The sequence below is a fragment of the candidate division KSB1 bacterium genome (genome assembly GCA_024655945.1).
Taxonomy (GTDB): Bacteria; Zhuqueibacterota; Zhuqueibacteria; order JANLFK01; family Oleimicrobiaceae; genus Oleimicrobium.
On record JANLFK010000013.1, the window covers coordinates 79,367 to 96,105 of the forward strand.

At 63.3% G+C, this 16,739-nt stretch carries 17 protein-coding genes; all 17 read right to left on the minus strand.

Translation table 11 applies throughout. From position 1 onward, the window contains the following. Positions 1-7 precede the first annotated feature (7 nt). The 17 genes from gatB to NUW13_13970 all read right to left on the minus strand — a co-directional run bounded on the left by gatB (position 8) and on the right by NUW13_13970 (position 16,738). Positions 8-1,471: an Asp-tRNA(Asn)/Glu-tRNA(Gln) amidotransferase subunit GatB gene (gatB, locus tag NUW13_13890; protein ID MCR4440108.1), complete on the minus strand. Its 1,464-nt coding sequence runs from the start codon at positions 1,469-1,471 to the stop codon at positions 8-10. A 105-nt stretch (positions 1,472-1,576) separates the two neighbouring features. Beyond that, entirely contained in the window at positions 1,577-2,977 is a 1,401-nt protein-coding gene (gene gatA, locus NUW13_13895) for an Asp-tRNA(Asn)/Glu-tRNA(Gln) amidotransferase subunit GatA (GenBank protein ID MCR4440109.1), read from the minus strand. A 51-nt stretch (positions 2,978-3,028) separates the two neighbouring features. After that, positions 3,029-3,241, minus strand: coding sequence for a twin-arginine translocase TatA/TatE family subunit (gene tatA / locus NUW13_13900; GenBank protein MCR4440110.1), 213 nt, complete (start codon positions 3,239-3,241; stop codon positions 3,029-3,031). 76 nt (positions 3,242-3,317) lie between these two features. Continuing rightward, on the minus strand, positions 3,318-3,509 hold the full coding sequence (locus tag NUW13_13905) for a twin-arginine translocase TatA/TatE family subunit (GenBank protein ID MCR4440111.1): 192 nt from the start codon (positions 3,507-3,509) through the stop codon (positions 3,318-3,320). 23 nt (positions 3,510-3,532) lie between these two features. Further along, positions 3,533-3,799, minus strand: a complete 267-nt coding sequence (locus tag NUW13_13910) for a hypothetical protein (GenBank protein ID MCR4440112.1) — start codon at positions 3,797-3,799, stop codon at positions 3,533-3,535. Continuing rightward, a complete protein-coding gene (gene pssA, locus NUW13_13915; GenBank protein MCR4440113.1) occupies positions 3,796-4,545 on the minus strand; it encodes a CDP-diacylglycerol--serine O-phosphatidyltransferase in 750 nt (249 codons plus the stop codon). The genes NUW13_13910 and pssA overlap by 4 nt, the downstream gene beginning before the upstream one ends. After that, on the minus strand, positions 4,538-5,185 hold the full coding sequence (locus tag NUW13_13920) for a phosphatidylserine decarboxylase (GenBank protein MCR4440114.1): 648 nt from the start codon (positions 5,183-5,185) through the stop codon (positions 4,538-4,540). Before NUW13_13920 ends, pssA begins: the two co-directional genes overlap by 8 nt. A gap of 31 nt (positions 5,186-5,216) precedes the next feature. Further along, positions 5,217-5,921, minus strand: coding sequence for a phosphoribosylaminoimidazolesuccinocarboxamide synthase (locus tag NUW13_13925; protein MCR4440115.1), 705 nt, complete (start codon positions 5,919-5,921; stop codon positions 5,217-5,219). Between the two features lie 39 nt (positions 5,922-5,960). After that, positions 5,961-7,256 carry an adenylosuccinate lyase gene (purB, locus tag NUW13_13930; protein MCR4440116.1) on the minus strand — a complete coding sequence of 432 codons (1,296 nt, stop codon included), beginning with the start codon at positions 7,254-7,256 and terminating at the stop codon, positions 5,961-5,963. A 13-nt stretch (positions 7,257-7,269) separates the two neighbouring features. Beyond that, complete coding sequence (locus NUW13_13935; protein ID MCR4440117.1) at positions 7,270-8,478, minus strand: trypsin-like peptidase domain-containing protein; 1,209 nt, start codon at positions 8,476-8,478, stop codon at positions 7,270-7,272. 40 nt (positions 8,479-8,518) lie between these two features. Continuing rightward, positions 8,519-9,172, minus strand: a complete 654-nt coding sequence (locus NUW13_13940; GenBank protein MCR4440118.1) for a SagB/ThcOx family dehydrogenase — start codon at positions 9,170-9,172, stop codon at positions 8,519-8,521. Between the two features lie 27 nt (positions 9,173-9,199). Further along, entirely contained in the window at positions 9,200-10,123 is a 924-nt protein-coding gene (locus NUW13_13945) for a cation diffusion facilitator family transporter (protein ID MCR4440119.1), read from the minus strand. Next, on the minus strand, positions 10,120-10,974 hold the full coding sequence (locus tag NUW13_13950) for a nitroreductase family protein (protein ID MCR4440120.1): 855 nt from the start codon (positions 10,972-10,974) through the stop codon (positions 10,120-10,122). Before NUW13_13950 ends, NUW13_13945 begins: the two co-directional genes overlap by 4 nt. Before the next feature lie 184 nt (positions 10,975-11,158). Then, complete coding sequence (locus NUW13_13955; GenBank protein MCR4440121.1) at positions 11,159-11,668, minus strand: nitroreductase family protein; 510 nt, start codon at positions 11,666-11,668, stop codon at positions 11,159-11,161. Positions 11,669-11,714: 46 nt separating this feature from the next. Next, complete coding sequence (locus NUW13_13960; protein ID MCR4440122.1) at positions 11,715-13,853, minus strand: hypothetical protein; 2,139 nt, start codon at positions 13,851-13,853, stop codon at positions 11,715-11,717. 88 nt (positions 13,854-13,941) lie between these two features. Beyond that, the gene (locus NUW13_13965; GenBank protein ID MCR4440123.1) at positions 13,942-15,411 is read right to left on the minus strand and encodes a sodium/proline symporter; all 1,470 of its coding nucleotides are present in this window, start codon (positions 15,409-15,411) and stop codon (positions 13,942-13,944) included. Between the two features lie 37 nt (positions 15,412-15,448). Further along, a complete protein-coding gene (locus tag NUW13_13970) occupies positions 15,449-16,738 on the minus strand; it encodes a hypothetical protein (GenBank protein MCR4440124.1) in 1,290 nt (429 codons plus the stop codon). Between the last annotated feature and the right edge of the window lies 1 nt (position 16,739).

The following is a 16,739-nucleotide window of genomic DNA, read 5'->3' on the forward strand; positions in this document are numbered from 1 at the left end:
CAACAGACTAATCGCCCTCTGGGTCGGCGGGCGGGCCCGCCAAGCGCTCCTGGAGAAGCGCTCGTACCTCCTGCGGATCTGCCTCGTCGGGCAGTTTCCTCATTACCTCCCCGATGAAAAAGCCAAAGAGCTGCTTCTTCCCCTGCCGGTAGCCAGAGACCAGCGTAGAGTGCTGGAAAAGGACCTCTTCAATGACCCGGCCCACCTCCGGCCTCGGCAATGAGGTGCCGCGACTGGCAAGCAGGTCTTCCACTGGTCGGCCGGTGGCGATCATCGTGGACAGAACCTGGCGTGCGGCGTGGTCGCTCAAGGCACCATCGCGCACCTCGACCAGCAGCTTGGCTAAAGAAGAAGCCGGCACCGGAAACTCTGCAATGGAAACGTGGAGTTGCTTGGCCGTTCGCGCCACCGCCCCTGTCATCCAATTGCAGGCAAGCTGTGGCACTCCAACCGCCTTGGCCACCGCCTCGAAGTAGTCGGCCAGGCTGGAGTCGTCCGTGAGCAGATAGGCTCGCTCTGGCGGGAGGCCATACTCCCGTTCCAAGCGGCGCTTGCGGGCCAGCGGCAGCTCAGGCAGGGCTCGCCTCAGCTTCTCGATCCACCGTTCGGGAATGCATGCCGGTGGCAGGTCTGGTTCAGGGGAATAACGGTAGTCGTGGGCGTACTCCTTGTCGCGCATGACGGCTACCGCCTGGGCGGCGGCATCCCAGCACAGGGTCTGGTGGCTCACTGCTTCCCCTTGGCCGCGCACGGCAACCTGACGGGCCACCTCTGTCGCGAGGGCCCGCTCCAAAGCACGCAGGGAGTTGAGATTCTTGATCTCGGTGGCGACGCCCTGATCCGGGGCGCCTTTGGGACGGATCGACACATTGGCATCGCAGCGCAGGCTCCCGCGCTCCATCTGGCCATCGCTGACGCCCAGGCAGCGCAGCAGGCGGCGGAGTTCGGCGACGAAGCAGGCCGCCTCCCGCGGCGAGTGCAATTCGGGCTCGGTCACAATTTCCACTAGAGGCACCCCGCAGCGATTAAGGTCCACCAGCGTCTCGTCTTCGGCCACATAGGCCTCGGCGTGCACTGACCTGCCTGCATCCTCTTCGAGATGAGCGTGCCGCAGCCGGACACTGCGCGGCGTCCCATCCACCTCGAACTCCATGCGGCCGCCGCAGCAGAGCGGCGCCCAAAACTGCGTGATCTGGTAGCCCTTGGGCAGGTCGGGGTAGAAGTACTGCTTACGGGCAAAGCGACAGTGGCGGTCGATCTCGCAGCCCAAGGCAAGGCCCAAGCGCAGGGCCAGCTCCACAGCCCGCCGATTCAACACGGGTAGCGCCCCCGGCAGGCCAAGGCACACCGGGCAGACTTGCGTGTTTGGGGCTGCGCCGAAAGCCGTGCTGCAGCCGCAGAAGAGCTTGCTGGCCGTGAGGAGCTGCACGTGCACCTCCAGCCCGATGACTGCCTCGAGTCCCTCAGCCACGTCTCTTCCCCTCGTGGGCGTGACCCGGGCGCCCCGCGCAGAGCGAATCATCCCCTGCTGCCGCGCGCGGTCTCCCTCCTTGAGAGCAAGAATCGCGGCTACTTGTCACCGTTGCCCCCGAGCGATTTCCACGGCACGGGCGACGCGCAGCACAGTGCCCTCGTCGAAGGGCTTGCCGATCACCTGCAGGCCGATGGGCAGCCCATTGGCATCTCGCCCGCACGGCACCGAAATAGCGGGCAGGCCGCACAGGCTGGCTGACACGGTGTAGACGTCGGAGAGGTACATGGTGAGGGGATTAACCGTACGTTTACCCATGCGGAAGGCAGTGGTCGGCGCAGTCGGGGTGACGAGGCAGTCCACTTTCTCAAAGGCCCGGGCAAAGTCCTGGGCGATCAGCGTGCGCACGCGCTGCGCCTTGTCATAGTAGGCCTGGTAGTGGCCAGCGGACAGGACAAAGCACCCGAGCAGGATGCGGCGTTTGACTTCAGGGCCAAATCCAAGGGTGCGCGTAGCAACGTACGTCTCGTCGAGGTCGTTCGCGGCACTACGTGCGCCGTAGCGCATGCCGTCAAACCGCGCCAAGTTAGATGACGCCTCGGCCGTGCAGGTCACATAATAGGTCGCCACGGCGTAGTCGGTGTGCGGCAGGCTGATTTCCTCTACGCCGGCACCCGCTCCCACAAGCTGCGCAAGTGTGGCATCGACGGCATCGCGAACTTCCGCACTGGCCGGCGGCTGAAAATACTCAGCCGGCCTGCCAAGCCGAAGCCCGCTGATGCCACGGTCCAGCTCCCTTTGCCAGTCCAGAACGGGCAGCCTGCTCGAGGTGGCCTCGTGGGGGTCGTGTCCGGCAATCACCTGCAGCACCAGGGCGCAGTCCTGCACCGATAGGGTCAAAGGTCCGATTTGGTCGAGGGACGAACCGAAGGCCACAAGTCCGTAGCGCGACACGCGGCCGTAGGTGGGCTTGAGACCTACGACGCCGCAAAAAGAGGCCGGCTGACGCACGGAGCCGCCGGTGTCGGAGCCTAACGCAGCCCAGACTTCGCGCGCCGCCACCGCCGCTGCAGAGCCGCTCGACGAGCCACCGGGCACACGCTCCAAACAGTGGGGGTTGCGCGTCGGCCCAAAGTGGGAGGACTCGCCAGAGGAACCCATGGCGAACTCGTCCATGTTCGTCTTGCCAAGGACGATCGCGTCCTGACGCAGGAGACGCCTGACGGCAGTGGCATGGAACGGGGCGACATAGTCTGCTAAGTGGCGGGAGGCGCAGGTAGTCTTCCAGCCCCGGACATTGATGTTGTCTTTGACGCCTATGGCCAGCCCGGCCAGCATCCCCGCACGGTGGCGCGCTATGCGTTCATCCACGGCGCAGGCTTGCCGCAGAGCCCTTTCCGGGCAGACGCTCACAAACGCATTGAGTGGGCTCTGCGCGATGCGCTGCAGGCAGGCACCGACCACCTCCACACAGGAAACCTCGCGCCGGAGGAGGAGCGATCGCAAGGAGGCATAGTCACCCTGAAGTGGAGCAGCCACAACCCCAACCGAGATGGATCAGTTGCTTCCGCCTTGATCTTGCGGGGGTGCACTGACCTTGCCTTTTGTCTTGCTCTCTTCCTCGGGGGGCTCCTTTACCGCCCTGCGGAACTCGCGAATCCCTTTGCCCAAGCCTTGCGCCAACTCCGGCAGCCGCCGCGCCCCAAACAGCAGCAGAATGGCAAAGAAGATGAGCAAAAGCTCCCACTGGCCAATCATTCCAGCCAACATATTGACCTCCGCATTTCATTCTGGCGCCGGCCATCGCCCGGCCGGCACACTTGACATCGCCGCCTGGACAAGTTCCTCAGCCCTGGAGTTCGTCGTCCTGGTCGCTTATGTCGATTTCCCGCCTCACTTCCTCGGCGGCCTTGCGAAACTCTTGCATGGCCTTACCAAGCCCCCGGGCGAGCTCTGGCAGCCTTTTCGGGCCGAACAGAATCAAGACGGCCAGCATGATTACCACGAGCTCCCATGGCCCGATCGCTCCTCCGAGCACAGTTCTTCACCTCCCCGCTGAGCCTACCGCACCAGCCGCAAGATGTAGGCAGCAATGATGACACCGATGACTCCACAGGCGCTGATGGTCAGGTGCAGGCCAAAGGTAAAGTGGAGCCACTCGGGGCCCACGGTGGTTGGGCTCAGCGTGACAATAGTGGCGCTGCGCGTCAAGAACTCCTTGACGACCCCCTCCGGTACGACCATCCCCACGAGTTGCCCCAAAATGCTCCCAATCACAGCCCCTAAGAGGAGGATAAGTGCGTAGAACCCCAGAGGCCGTCGTCTCATAGCGCTTCTCTCTTGCTTGCCTTAGAATCCCTGTCCCGGGCAGGTGCCTGGCACGGGCCGCCACGGAGGCCACGCACGATGCCCGCGACGACATAGACCATCATGAGCGGAAAGAACACATGCCTGGGGAACAGAGGGATGAACACCAGACCAAAAAGGAAAATGAGCAGATTACGCGTATTTGCGGCACCGCGGCTGAACGCGAAATGGGGCATCCTGTCATAGGGGAGCCTGCTCACCATGAGCAGAGAGACCCCGGCCACCACTACGGGAAGCAGGCGCAGACCACCGATGACGTCTGGCAACAGGGCGTCCATCCAGATGAAGCCGCAGATGGTGAGCGTTGCCATGGGGGCCGGCAGTCCCACGTAGAAAGGGCTCCTCACACTCATGCTCAGCACGTTGAACCGCGCCAACCGCAGGGCGGAGCAAAGTACCGGCAGGAAGCTTATCGCCACGCCGGCCACGCCCAGCTTGTTGAGAAAGATTTCGTATGCCAACACTCCCGGCAAGACGCCAAAGGAGATGACGTCCGACAGCGAGTCCAACTGCAGGCCAAAGTCGCTGGTCTGTCCGGAGCGGGCTGCGCGGGCGAACTTTCCGTCCAGGCCGTCGAAGATGGCTGCAATGAAAACGAGCCACAGAGCACGCTCCCACCGACCGCGCACTGCCGCCAGGATGCCCAAGAAGCCACACAACATGTTTAGGGCGGTAAAGACATCCGCCAGCAAGGCTCGCCTATTCACGACCGACACTCGCGATGATGGTTTCCCCCGCCCGTACCTTCTGACCGCGCTGCACCTGCACGGTGGCCTCGCCGGGCACCGTCAGCTCGACGCGCGAGCCGAATCTGATGATGCCGATTCTCTGCCCTTTTTCCACGCGCCACCCTTCGCGGGGATGGCACACGACGCGGCGCGCGACCACCCCGGCAATCAGCTGCAGCAACACTTTGCACTGTCCGCCTTCGATCCCCATCACCACCTGCTCGTTCAGCCGGCCGGCTTCCTCGCGGCGCGCCGGCGCGAAGCGTCCCTTCTGATAGCGGAAGTAGCCCACTTGCCCAGCAATGGGCGCGCGGATGACATGGACATCAAACAGCGAAAGGAACACCGCGATGCGCCACACTTGCCCAGAGAGAAACTCCCGCGCCTCCTCCTTGCACACTGCTACCACCCGGCCGTCTGCAGGGCTAAGCACAAGGCCCTCGCCGAGCGGGGGATGGCGCAGGGGATCGCGGAAAAAGTACACCACCACTCCCAACGCCAGCCACAACAGCGCACTGAGCACAACCAGCCCTGGCGAGCCAGTCAGCACCGCGCCTGCGGTGACCACCAGCGCCATAAGGGCACTGGCCAGCACCGTCCCTATGCCTTCTCTGGCCACCTGAATTCTCTCGACTCGCGCCTCGCTCAGCTCAACCCACGATGCGTTCGCACAACTTTTGGTACAGTTCCTCGGCCCTGGTCGGGTTGGCCACCAGACGGTCACGATCCAGCTGCTCGCCGGTGAGCAGATCCTGCAGGCGGCAGGTGTCCAGGGAGACCTCATCGCCAAGAAGGATCTTCCCTTTGGCCCGTCCAAACTCGAGCTTGATCTCCACCAGCTTCAGATTGCGGCGCAGGAAAAAGTCCTTGAGCACCGCATTGACTTTGACCGCGGTGCGACGAATGTGCGCAAGGTCGCCGGCAGAGGCATGACCGAAGGCAACCACATGGTCTTCGTTGATCATCGGATCGTGGCGCTCATCGTCCTTCAGGTAGTACTCGACCGCGGGCTGGGGCAAGTCCTCGCCCTCCTCGACGCCGAAGCGCTCTGCCAGACCGCCCGTCGCAACATTGCGCACCACCACTTCCACCGGGATGATGTCCAGCCGTCTCACCACCATCTCCGTGTCGGAGAGCTGCCTGACGAAGTGGGTGGATACGTGATAGCTCTCCAGGTAGCGGAAGAGGTGCGTGGAGACGCGATTGTTCACCGCCCCTTTGCCTCTGATAGTCGCGGTCTTTTCGCCATTGGCGGCCACCCCCTCGTGTTTGAACTCCTGAATCAGCAACTCGGGGTTGTCCGTGGTGTAGAGTCGTTTGGTCTTACCTTCGTAGAGCTTCTTGTCCTTCTTCAATGCATCCTCCTCGTTCGCACTTGTACCCCGCGCCCGTGCTCATGCCAGCCCGGCGCGGGCAAAGATGTAGTCCACATGACGGAGGCTATGGTTAAGATCAAAGCACCTTTCCACTTCCTCTTCGGAGAGAACGCTGCGCACTTGCGGGTCATCAAGGACCAGGCGGCGGAAGTCGGCCCCGGTGCGCCAGGCGGTCATGGCATGCGCTTGCACCCACTGGTACGCCTCCTCCCGCGCCACCCCTTTGTTGACCAGGGCAAGCAGCAAGGCCTGTGAGAAGATCAACCCTCCGGTCTTGTGCAAATTGGCCAACATGTTTTCCGGATAGACCAGCAAGCGCTCCACCACGTCCGTGAAGGTGGCGAGCATGTAGTCCAGAATGATCGTACTGTCGGGAACGATGACGCGCTCGACACTGGAATGGCTGATGTCGCGCTCGTGCCAAAGCGGCATATTGTCCAGGGCAGCCAATGCGTTGCCGCGCACGATGCGCGCCATGCCGGCAATGCGCTCGCAGGTGATGGGGTTCCGTTTATGAGGCATCGCGGAAGAGCCCTTTTGACCCGGGGAGAAGTATTCCTCGGCCTCCAGGATCTCCGTGCGCTGCAGGTTGCGCACTTCCACGGCGAACTTTTCCAGCGACGAGGCGATGAGGGCCAAGGTGCAGAGATACTCAGCATGCACGTCGCGCTGGACGATTTGCGTGGACACCGGGGCAGGGCGAAGACCCAGCCGTGCGCAGACCAACTCCTCGACCCGCGGGTCAAGGTAGCCGAAGGTACCCACCGCTCCGGAGATCTTGCCCACCGACACGGCCTCAACCGCGCGTTCCAGGCGGAACTGCGCCCGGCCAAGCTCGTCGTACCACACGGCCAGTTTGAGCCCGAAGGTGATGGGCTCGGCATGGACCCCATGGGTCCGGCCGATGCATGGGGTGTGCTTGAATTCCAGCGCCCGCTTGCGCACTGCTGCCCGCAAAGCGGCAAGGTCCTCCAGAAGCAGCTTGCCGGCCTCGCGCAGGAGCAGCGCCAGGGAGGTATCCAGAAGGTCCGAGGAGGTGAGGCCCAGGTGGAGGTAGCGAGCCTCCTCGCCGACATACTCGTGGACGTTCGTCAGGAAGGCTATCACGTCGTGCTTGACGGTCTGCTCGATCTCGCTGATGCGGGCCACGTCGAACCGCCCTTTGCTGCGAATGGCCTGTGCGGCAGCAAGTGGAATCTGACCCAACTCGGCCATGACCTCGCAGACGACCGTCTCCACTTCCAGCCAGGTGGCGAAGCGGTGTTCATCGCTCCAGATGGCGCCCATGCGCGGGCGGGTGTAGCGGGCAATCATTCACGCCTCCCTGTCAGCGCGGCGGCCGCTCAAGCCTCACCTCGGCATCAAAAGTCCGGCCTTGGCGGTAGACTTTGAGGCGCAGCTTGTCACCGGGGCGCAAGTCCTGTTCGCTGATCAACGACATGATCTGGTCTGGGGTGCGCACCGCCTTGCCATTCACCTCCAGGATGACATCTCCTGGCTTGAGGCCGGCGCGCTCGCCTGGGCTGTTGTTGGCCACGTCGGTCACCACCACGCCGCGGCGCGCGCCGAGACCCAACGCAAAGGCCACCATGTGGCTCATCTCGTCCACCTCAAGGCCCGTCCAGAACTCGCGCTCCACGCGCCCCTTGTCGCGCAGCTCGCGCACGATCCTCTTGATGGTGTTGACCGGGATGGCAAAGCCGATGCCGATGTTGCCACTCATGTCCCGGCTGCCGGAGATGATCCAAGTGTTCATGCCGATCACCTCGCCCAGGCTGTTCAGCAAGGGCCCGCCGCTGTTGCCGCCGTTGATTTGTGCGTCGGTCTGGATCATGTCCTGGTACACCCGGCCATTCTGCTCGCCAAAGTCCATGTTGACGTTGGAGACGACCCCAACGTTCACACTCGGCTCGGAGTTGATGTTGAAAAGGCCGAACGGATTCCCCAAAGCAATCACCCACTCGCCGCGGATGACGTCATCGGAATCGCCCAAGGTCACCGTGGGCAGGTCCTTGCCATCGATCTTCAGCAGAGCGATGTCGGTGACGAAATCGCTGCCCACCACCTGTGCCTTGTACTGCTTGCCGCCCCAAAGGGTGACGACGATTTCCACGGCATTGTGCACCACGTGCTCATTGGTGACGATGTAGCCGTCCGGCGAGATGATAAAGCCCGAACCGAGGCTCTGCACCCGCTCCCGGTAGCGGCGCGGATAGAAAAAGTCCCAGAAGGGGTCGTCCATGAACAGGCCCCCGCGCTGGTACTCCCGCACCTGAATGACGTTGATGCCGACCACCGCAGGGCTGGCCTTTGCCACTGCCTTGGTGATGGCGTTCTCGCGGGAGGCAGTGATTTGCCATTGGCGGCGCAGCGCCGCCGAGTCGACCTCGCTGGTCACCTGCGCTGCTGTGTGCGCCACCTCCAAAGAGGGCGCAGAGCTGCTGGTGGAGCGCTCCTGCCCACAATGTGAGACCAGCACCGTGGCGGCCGCAAAGCCGGCCACAAAGATTACGACACCACGCGCCAACCTGCCCATGGTTGCCTTCTCCTTCTGGTTGGGCAGAACCCAGAACCCTTTACTCTTTCGGGTACCCCACCGTCTGCGCCAAAATCACCTTTTGCGTGGGCCTGAGTCCCATCTTCTCTGCCAACGCCGGCTTGTCCACCATGTTGCGCACCACCGTGGCAAGCCCCTCCGAAGCGCAGAAAAGGTAGACGTTTTGGCTGATGTAGCCAGTGTCTGTGGCAGAGTAAAAGTCCTTCGCCTCGGTGGGGATGTTTCCCATCTTGTCATAGTCCGAGACGAAGATGAGGTTGACCGGCGCCTCCGCAACAAACGCCTGTCGTCCGGTGGCAGCCCGCAAGTCCTGCATCAACACGGGCTCCAGGACGTGCTCCTTGGCATTGTACAGGTACAGCCCCTCGGCCAGCGCCACGTAGACGTCTATCTCCTGCATGTTGCGTGCCGTTGGTGCCGTCCGCTTGCCGGACTCTGGACGATTCACCCCACAGGCCGCCCATAGCAAGTTGGACAGCACCTGCAAGGGGAGCGGCTTGCTGCTGAAAGCGCGGGTACTGCACCGCGCCTTGAGCGCTGCCATGAGCGGCATGCCTCCCTCGGTTTGCGGCGCCGGGAGCTTGATTGCCGTGCCCCCCTGTTCAGCGGCGAGCACCGTTGCCATGATCCCCACCATCGCACTTGCCATGAGCCTCACCAAGAGCCTGTCCATGGTATGCCCTCCTCTGCAAGACTATCCTCAAGTCTGCTCCTCTGGACGTTCTGGTGATGGTTCTACGTGCACGATGACCTGACTGACCTGAGGGTTCTGCTGCACGACACGCTGGCGCACGGAGCGAGCGATGTCGTGCCCCTGGCTGACCGTGAGCTGCGGGTCCACCTGCACGTGGACATCCATCTCCACCATGTCGCCGACGCGCCGGGCGCGAATGCCATGGAAGCTGCGCACCCCCGCTGTCTGGGCAACGGCCCTTCTGATGCTGGCGAGCGTCACGTCGTCGGGTGCGCGGTCCATCAAGTCGCTGCCGCTGGTCCAGATGATTTTCGCGGCCATCACGATTAGGAATGCCACAAGCACCAGCGCCGTCACGTGGTCGACAAATGCCCAGCGCGGCCCCCCAAAGGTCACCACCGCGAGGCCCAGAGCGGCGGTTGCCGATGCCCAGGCGTCGCTGCGATGATGCCAGGCGTTGGCCACCAGCGAGCTGTCGGAGACCCTTATCCCCACGCGCCTGGTGACCTGATAGAGCAGCTCTTTAACCGGCACCGACGCCGCGGCGATGATGAAGGGGATTAACCCCTCCACTGCGCTGTGCTCCTCGCGCATAGTGACCACGGCCGTGTAGCCGATCCACCCCGCGGCCAGCAGAAGCGCTGCGCCCACAAACAGGGTCACCAAGGTGGTCGCGCGCCGGTGGCCGTAATTGTGCGCCTCGTCGGCCGGTTTGCTGGAAACTCTGAGACCGGCCAGCACGGCCACGTCAGTGGCCATGTCCGAGATGCTGTGCAACCCGTCGGCCAAGATGGCCTGACTGCTGAACAACAGTCCCGCCACAATCTTGGCGGCCGAGAAGAAGCAATTGATGCCCAGGCCCAGCCAGGTGACCCCGGCTGGCGTGGTCAGCCGCCGCCAGGCACTGGCCTCTTGTCCCTGTCCTGTCATCGCACGATTTCCGAGCTACAGGGCACCGCGTCCGCGACGCACCAGGAAGCCACATACCGCAGCGCCTCGTGCACCAGTGGTGCAGCGGAGAGCTGCTGCCACCTACCGCGCAGCCCCATCTCTTGCGCAGCGAGGGTGAAATGGCAAATGGCAATGCCCATGTCCACCCGCTGCAAGTCGACCGCTCCCGGCACTCGATAGCCACGACTCCGCTGCAAAAAGAAGTGAAACGCGCCCTGCTCCTGGTCCCACACAACACGCCACGGCTGACGATTGGAAGCCGAAGGCGCCAAGCGCACCATCTCCAGAGGGGTCGCGTAGGGCCCTGCTTCTTCGGGCGTCAAGGGCTGCGCGAACGAGCCTGCGAAGAAGAGTTCATGCCACGCCTTGCGCGTCGCCGACCTGGCCACAGCCCTGAAGGTCACATCGAGCACATTGCGCCGCCCAGCCGGGTAACCAACCGGGCTCAGCGCCGGGAGCAGCTCGTCCTCAGCCAGGCGCAGCGCCGTGGCAAATGAGCTCCGTCTAAAGGTGCCACCCAGCCAGCAGGTCCCCAAGCCCAATTCCGTGGCTTGGAGCACGGCCGCTTCGAAGACAAACCCAAAATCTTCCAGGTCCATGACACTGCGCCGCACCGCGCCGGCCAGAAAGCTGCGTGCCCCTCGAATCACGCCATAGGTGCCAAGTCGCGCCCCAAGCCCCTGGGCTTCGCCAAGTTCCAGCAGGCCAAGGCGCACTGAGCTGCCGAATGGCCCCGGGAGCGGCTGCTGGAGATAGCGTGCCAGAGCCTCGCGCGCCTCGTGCTCTATGCCGCGCTCGGCAAAGGTGCGACAGGAGCGACGCGCTTTTATCAGCTCTGTGACTGGCCGCTGGAACAGCAGAAGTTCTCCACAGCCGTATTCCCGGCCGGACCTGGCATCACGCCTTTCTGCCGCAAAGGGCTTTTAAAGATAGCAAAACTTCTCATAACTTTCAATCATCTTCTTGCGCCACAATCTGGGCGGAAGCGCGGCATGTGATTTCCCGCAAACTGCTCTACCAGCGCTCGTAATGGACACGCCCTTCTTTGTACCTCTCTTTGCCGCCAATCGGCTCGGCCGGGTAGCCGAGGGCGACGATGCACAAGGGGGCGACCTCGTCGGGCAAGCCGAACAGCTCCCGCACCCCAGCCACGCGCTCTGCGCGCGGGTAGACGCCAACCCACACGCCACCAAGTCCTAAGGCGTGAGCGGCCAGGAGCAAATTCTCTGTGGCCGCAGAGCAGTCCTGCACCCAGTAGCCGGGGTGTACCTCAAGGCGGAGGTCTGCACAGACGACGACCGCCAGTGGCGCATGGACGAGCATCTTGCCATGCGGCAAGAGCTCGGCAAGCGCCTCGAGCGTGCCCCGCGCCCGCACGACGACAAAGTGCCAAGGCTGCTGGTTGCCAGCAGAGGGGGCAGACATGGCCGCAACCAACAGCTTTCTGACCAGTTCAGGGGAAACCGGAAGGGAAGTAAAGGCGCGCACACTCCGTCTGGTCACTATCGCCTCGTATGCGTCCATCATGCCTCCTTATCTGCCAATAAACTCCTTCCCCCTGCGCACCGGGCTACGCCATGAGCAGCGCGCCCGTGCGGGCATCAAGGATCGCAGTTCCGCCGCTAGGCAAATCGACGGTGAGCGCCGTGCCATCTTTCAGGCACACTGCCCGCCTCCCCCCTTCTTTGCTGTGCACGCACAACAGCCCATGGCCGGCGTAGAACACGTCGCCACCCCCGCCGTAGATGTGGGCGCCTGCCTCCGCCAGCAGCCTCCTCATCAGCGATGCGCTCGTGATGGGCAGCGCACAGTACCAACGCACACTTTCCGCTCCCTGTTTGCGCGCGAAAGCAGGCTCCAGACTGTCGGCCATCACCCCCACCGTCTGCGCCCCGCGGTCGTCGGCAACGAAAAGCGGCCGCAGCGACTCCCCGCCCAGGCGCAGGCGCTCTGCCGGCCAGCCGGGATGGACGACAATCAGTTCCGGTTTGGCGTCGGTTTCGCGCAGAGCTATTCCCGTCACCTCGCTCATGTGGGCAACGCTGAGCGTGCTGCCGTCGCAATAGCCTGGCGCGTAGAAGAAGACCAGCTGGCGGCCATCCTTCGCCACGCGCTCGTTGATGAACTCGCGCTGGCCTTTGTCCAGCATAAACAGGTTGGCAAAGACCACCACGCGATACTTGCCCAAGTCCACCCGGCGCAGGTCCGCGCGATGAATCTGATCACACACTGCACCACTGAGGTAGATGGCCAACGTCGTCTCGTCCATGAGGGCCTGGCTGACCGGGTCGGCCTGCGGAGTGGTGGCAAGGTAGTAAAAGGCCTCGGTGTCATAGACCACCAGCACATCGGCATCGCTGTCAAAGTCTTCCTCAAGACGCGACACAAAGAGCGCCAGCAGCCTCCTCAGCTCCTCGGCCAGGAGCGGGTGGTCCCACCAGCCGGCATTGGCGAACCCCACCCCAAAATCATAAAGCCAAAGGCCATGTCCCCGCGTGAGAGTAGCAGCCAAGTTGCGCCGCAGCCGCGCGACGCTCGTCTCGCCCGAGCCCCGATACCCGGGCGCCAGCGGACCCCACATGAGGTCGGGCTTCTGGTCCATTTCGTCTAGCCACAACTTGCCGTGCAGGCGGCAGCTTTCCAGTAGGCTGCGCGAGCGATAGGCGCCCCCCGGCTCGGTAGAGCATGGGAAATAGCACTGCGGCCCGCTTAAATAGTCCACCCAGGGCGAGGTCAGCAGTTGCCCAAGCTCCAGATGACCGCCCGCTGCCTGGCGGCCGAACATCGGGAATAGATAGCCGTAGAAGGTGCCGGTGACCAACGGGCGTGGCCAACGCTCCTTGGCCAAACGACAGAAATGGACAATCGTGTCAGCCACCAGTTCCTGCTGGCAGCGGTAGTAGTCGATGACCCATCGTTCCTCAGCGGGCGACCGGAAGAGGCCCGCTCTGGTCTGCGCGCGCACCTGGTACCCAGGCACCTGAGCAGATTCCAGGCTGACCCGCCTGTCACGCCATGCTGCCCGCAGGGCCTGGTCGGTGCCATATCTCCCCTTTAACCAGGCGCGAAAGTGCCGAGTCATGGCAGGACCGGTGTCTGGCTCATTCCGGAAGAAACCCCAGTAGTGCCATTCGCCGTACACGCCGCAGGCCATGTGCAGCCCGGCTAAGGCGTTGCCTTCGTCAGTGGCAGCCAGCTCTTCGCAAAACCGAACTACTTTCTCGCTGGCTTCCTGCCGCCATCTCTGCGATGCCAGACTCACGCGATTGACCGGACTGTTGTCGTACTCGATGATGCGGTGGAAGCCAGCCTCGTCCTCGATCGTGACGGGCACATCGGCATACTGCGTCCACTCTTCCGGATGAGCCTTGCTCCACCAGCGGGGTGCGTTCACGTGCAGGCGAATGAACACCGCCGCCTCGGGGCAGGCGTCGAGCACGCCCCTAATCTGCCGCTGTGCCGAGTGCAGGTCAAAGCGCCCGTCCTCGAACCACAGGTGCTCCAAGAAGAGGTCCACCTGGAACAGGCGGAAGCCCAACTCCGCCATCAGCCTCAGGTTGTGCTGCGGCACCTCCTCCCAACTCCAGCGCCCGCCCGGCACGTCGGTCAGCGCGTAGAGAAGCGGCGGCTGGGGCTTGTCGTTGATGAAGAGCGTCGGCTTCCCGCGATAGAGTCTAATTGTCGAAGAAAGAGGATCCACAGATGGCATATTCACTCCGGTCTTCGGGCAGGCTTCGCCTCGCCTGCGTGGCGTACAAAGGGCAGGGCCGACATCGCCACACCTGCGGTGGAACTGCTCACGCCACTCTCTGAGCAGCCGTTGCCGGCGGCACAAGGAGGGAAGCCGTCGCCGCCACCGTGGCGGCGACGGCGAAGGTCATGACCCGCGACGTGATGAGCTCCTCCATGCCGGTACGCACCCAGACCACGGTGAACACCAACCCGGCCACGATAGTGATGAGCGCTGCCCGTGCATGGAAGCGCTTGCTCAGCAAAGTAGCCAGGACCACCACCGAGAAAGTGCCGCCGACTCCGGCCCAGACATAGCCCACCAGGTCGTAGATGAGGGTGCTGGGCGTCAGGTAGGTCACCACCAGCGCAATAGCCGCCAAGCAGCCGGTCACCAGCCGCGCCTGGCGAAGCGACCCTGCCTCGCCCGCTTGGCTCCTTCCGGACAGAGGCCCCAAGAGGTTTTCCGACAGCTCGGTGGAAGCGACAACCAGCAAAGAGTCTGCAGTGGAAATCATTGCCGCCACTGCCCCGACCGTCAGCAGCGCGGCCAGCGGTGCCGGCAGAATGGTGCGCAACACCGCCGGCATCACATACTCCGGGTCGGCCAGACCCTTGGGCCCAAAGAGCGCCAGGCCAACCCAGCCAAGGCTGAGGGCCCCGGCATACGCGAGCAGCGTCCAGACCAGCCCCACCCACCTTGCGCGACGAGCCTGCTCGGCGTCACGAATGGCCATGAAGCGGAGGCTAAGCTGGGGCATCCCGCCAAGGTAGCCGAAGAACCACGACAGGCCGCCCATGATTGCCACCCCGGCGGCAAAACCACCTGCGGCACCAGTCAGGGAGCCAAATCCCGCACCCGCCTCGCTGAGGGAAGCCGGTATGCTCGAGGCAAAAGCCCCTGGCCTTCCAGAGATAGCAACAATGCCCACCACCGGACCAATGACCAAAGTGCCAATCATCAGGAGCGCCTGGACAACATCGGTGTAGACCACGCTACGGAAACCTCCGTACACGCAATAGGGGGTGATGATGAGCGCCGTCACCAGCATCCCCCAGCGTGGATCGAGATGAAAAAGCGTGTAGAGCACCTTGCCACCGCCCAGGAATTGCGCGCCCACGTAGAAGAAGAAAAAGAACACGATTGTGAGACTTGCCACCGCCCTGATGCCCCCCTGCAAGGTGCCGTGGCGACGCGCTAAGTAGTCGGCAAAGGTGCGTGCCTGGTAGGTTTCTGCCTCAGCGCGCAGGCGCCAGGACAGCGCCATCCACGCCACGACGATGCCGGCAACGCAGCCCACGGCCGTCCAGATGCTCGTCAACCCCTGCGCGTAAGCAAAGCCCGGCAGGCCAAGCAGCGCCCAGGAAGATTCGCCCGTGGCCCGCTCCGAAAGGGCAGCCACCCATCCTGGAAGACGCCGCCCGCCAATGGTAAAGTCCAGCCCCGTCTTCACCTTCCGCCCCTGGTACAGCCCCCACCCCATGAGAAACACCAGATAGACGACAAAGACCGCCACCATCTGCGCCTGAGCTGTCATAGGGCCTCCACTCCAGTCCAGACGGTCAGCTTCATGCTCACTGCCCGGTTACGCCCGACTGGCCAAGCACCGCTGTGGTGGCAACCGACGGCGCCACCCCTACGCGCAAGCCCTTGCACAGCCAACGCGCGCCAGAGTCTATCCCTGCCCCTCGGTTGGCCTTTGAGGATGGATACCTTGCTCGTTGATGCCGCGCATAGTACTCCGGGTCATCAAGAAAGCTGAGGAAGATGACGATAAAGGCCAATGCCGCCTCGATCATCAGCGGCTTGTCCTGGTAGAGGTCCCTGAGCTTCTCATCGAGAGGGCGCCGGTCAGAATCGCCGAAACGCGACATGAACAGCCCATCCGGCCGCGAACCGGGCATGGGAAGCGTCACCGCATCGATCCCGCCATGCTGCACATAGTCCATCGTCTCCATCATCAGCCTGCGCACCTCCGGTACCGAAGTCTGGTGGTAGGCGATGATGTGGAGGATGATGCGCTGCGCCTCCTTCATGCTGGCGTGGGCAAGGTTTTCGAACAACTGGCGGGCCGGCTCATCGTCCCGGCACATGCCCCGTTGCCGCAGAATGGACATGAGCACCGTGTTCTTGAACAGCTGATAGAGACGTTGCGCACCGTTGAGAGCCGAGGGAGGCGGGTGAGGTTCTTCGGGGTGGTAGCCGCGGTAGTAGTTGGCAAAAAGGAGCTGGAACACCGTCTCGAAAAAGTCGACCTCCTCCAGGGGGTCGTCCACGTCGATGCGCATGTCCAAGGTGTTGTCCAGGCGGTCCACCAACTTGATGCGGATGACCTCCGGGGTGGCTGCCGCCTCGGTGAGCGTCCGTCCCACGTACTGGTAGTAGCTCTCCGAGGGCCTCCTGGTCAGCCAGTGGAGCCGTTCCATGAGGAACCACCGCTCCACCTCAGGCAGCAAGCCGATGAGATCCTGGAACTTGCGGTCCAACTCCGCCCATTCGGCCGCGGCGAACTGTTCGGGGCTCACGTCCTCGAATCGGTCGTGCAGGAGCACGGTGCTCAAATCCAACACGTTCGGCCTTTCCAGGACGCGCGCCAGCATTGCCGCCGCGCGCAGAGGATGGATGATCATCGGTGAGCCGAGGTGGCGCCGCTGTTGGCCGTACATGCGGTACAGAGCATCCAGCAATGCACGCAGAACGTCGCGTGCGCCCGGATCCATCTGCTTCTTGCCGAGAATGGTGCGCAGCACGGCGTTCCAGTTCGGCCCACGAGCAGTGAGCCGATAGTTCAATACCGCCGAAAGCTTGAAGAATTCTGTCAGGTCGTGGAGTTCCGGGACGGCCATGGGCTGCCTCTTCATCACC

What these genes read in the sequence shown, in the direction of transcription:
- tatA (MCR4440110.1), bottom strand. Translation starts at nt 3,241, where the DNA reads ATGTTGGCTGGAATGATTGGCCAGTGGGAGCTTTTGCTCATCTTCTTT.
- NUW13_13910 (MCR4440112.1), bottom strand. Translation starts at nt 3,799, where the DNA reads ATGAGACGACGGCCTCTGGGGTTCTACGCACTTATCCTCCTCTTAGGG.
- purB (MCR4440116.1), bottom strand. Translation starts at nt 7,256, where the DNA reads ATGATTGCCCGCTACACCCGCCCGCGCATGGGCGCCATCTGGAGCGAT.
- NUW13_13935 (MCR4440117.1), bottom strand. Translation starts at nt 8,478, where the DNA reads ATGGGCAGGTTGGCGCGTGGTGTCGTAATCTTTGTGGCCGGCTTTGCG.
- NUW13_13940 (MCR4440118.1), bottom strand. Translation starts at nt 9,172, where the DNA reads ATGGACAGGCTCTTGGTGAGGCTCATGGCAAGTGCGATGGTGGGGATC.
- NUW13_13945 (MCR4440119.1), bottom strand. Translation starts at nt 10,123, where the DNA reads ATGACAGGACAGGGACAAGAGGCCAGTGCCTGGCGGCGGCTGACCACG.
- NUW13_13955 (MCR4440121.1), bottom strand. Translation starts at nt 11,668, where the DNA reads ATGGACGCATACGAGGCGATAGTGACCAGACGGAGTGTGCGCGCCTTT.
- NUW13_13960 (MCR4440122.1), bottom strand. Translation starts at nt 13,853, where the DNA reads ATGCCATCTGTGGATCCTCTTTCTTCGACAATTAGACTCTATCGCGGG.
- NUW13_13965 (MCR4440123.1), bottom strand. Translation starts at nt 15,411, where the DNA reads ATGACAGCTCAGGCGCAGATGGTGGCGGTCTTTGTCGTCTATCTGGTG.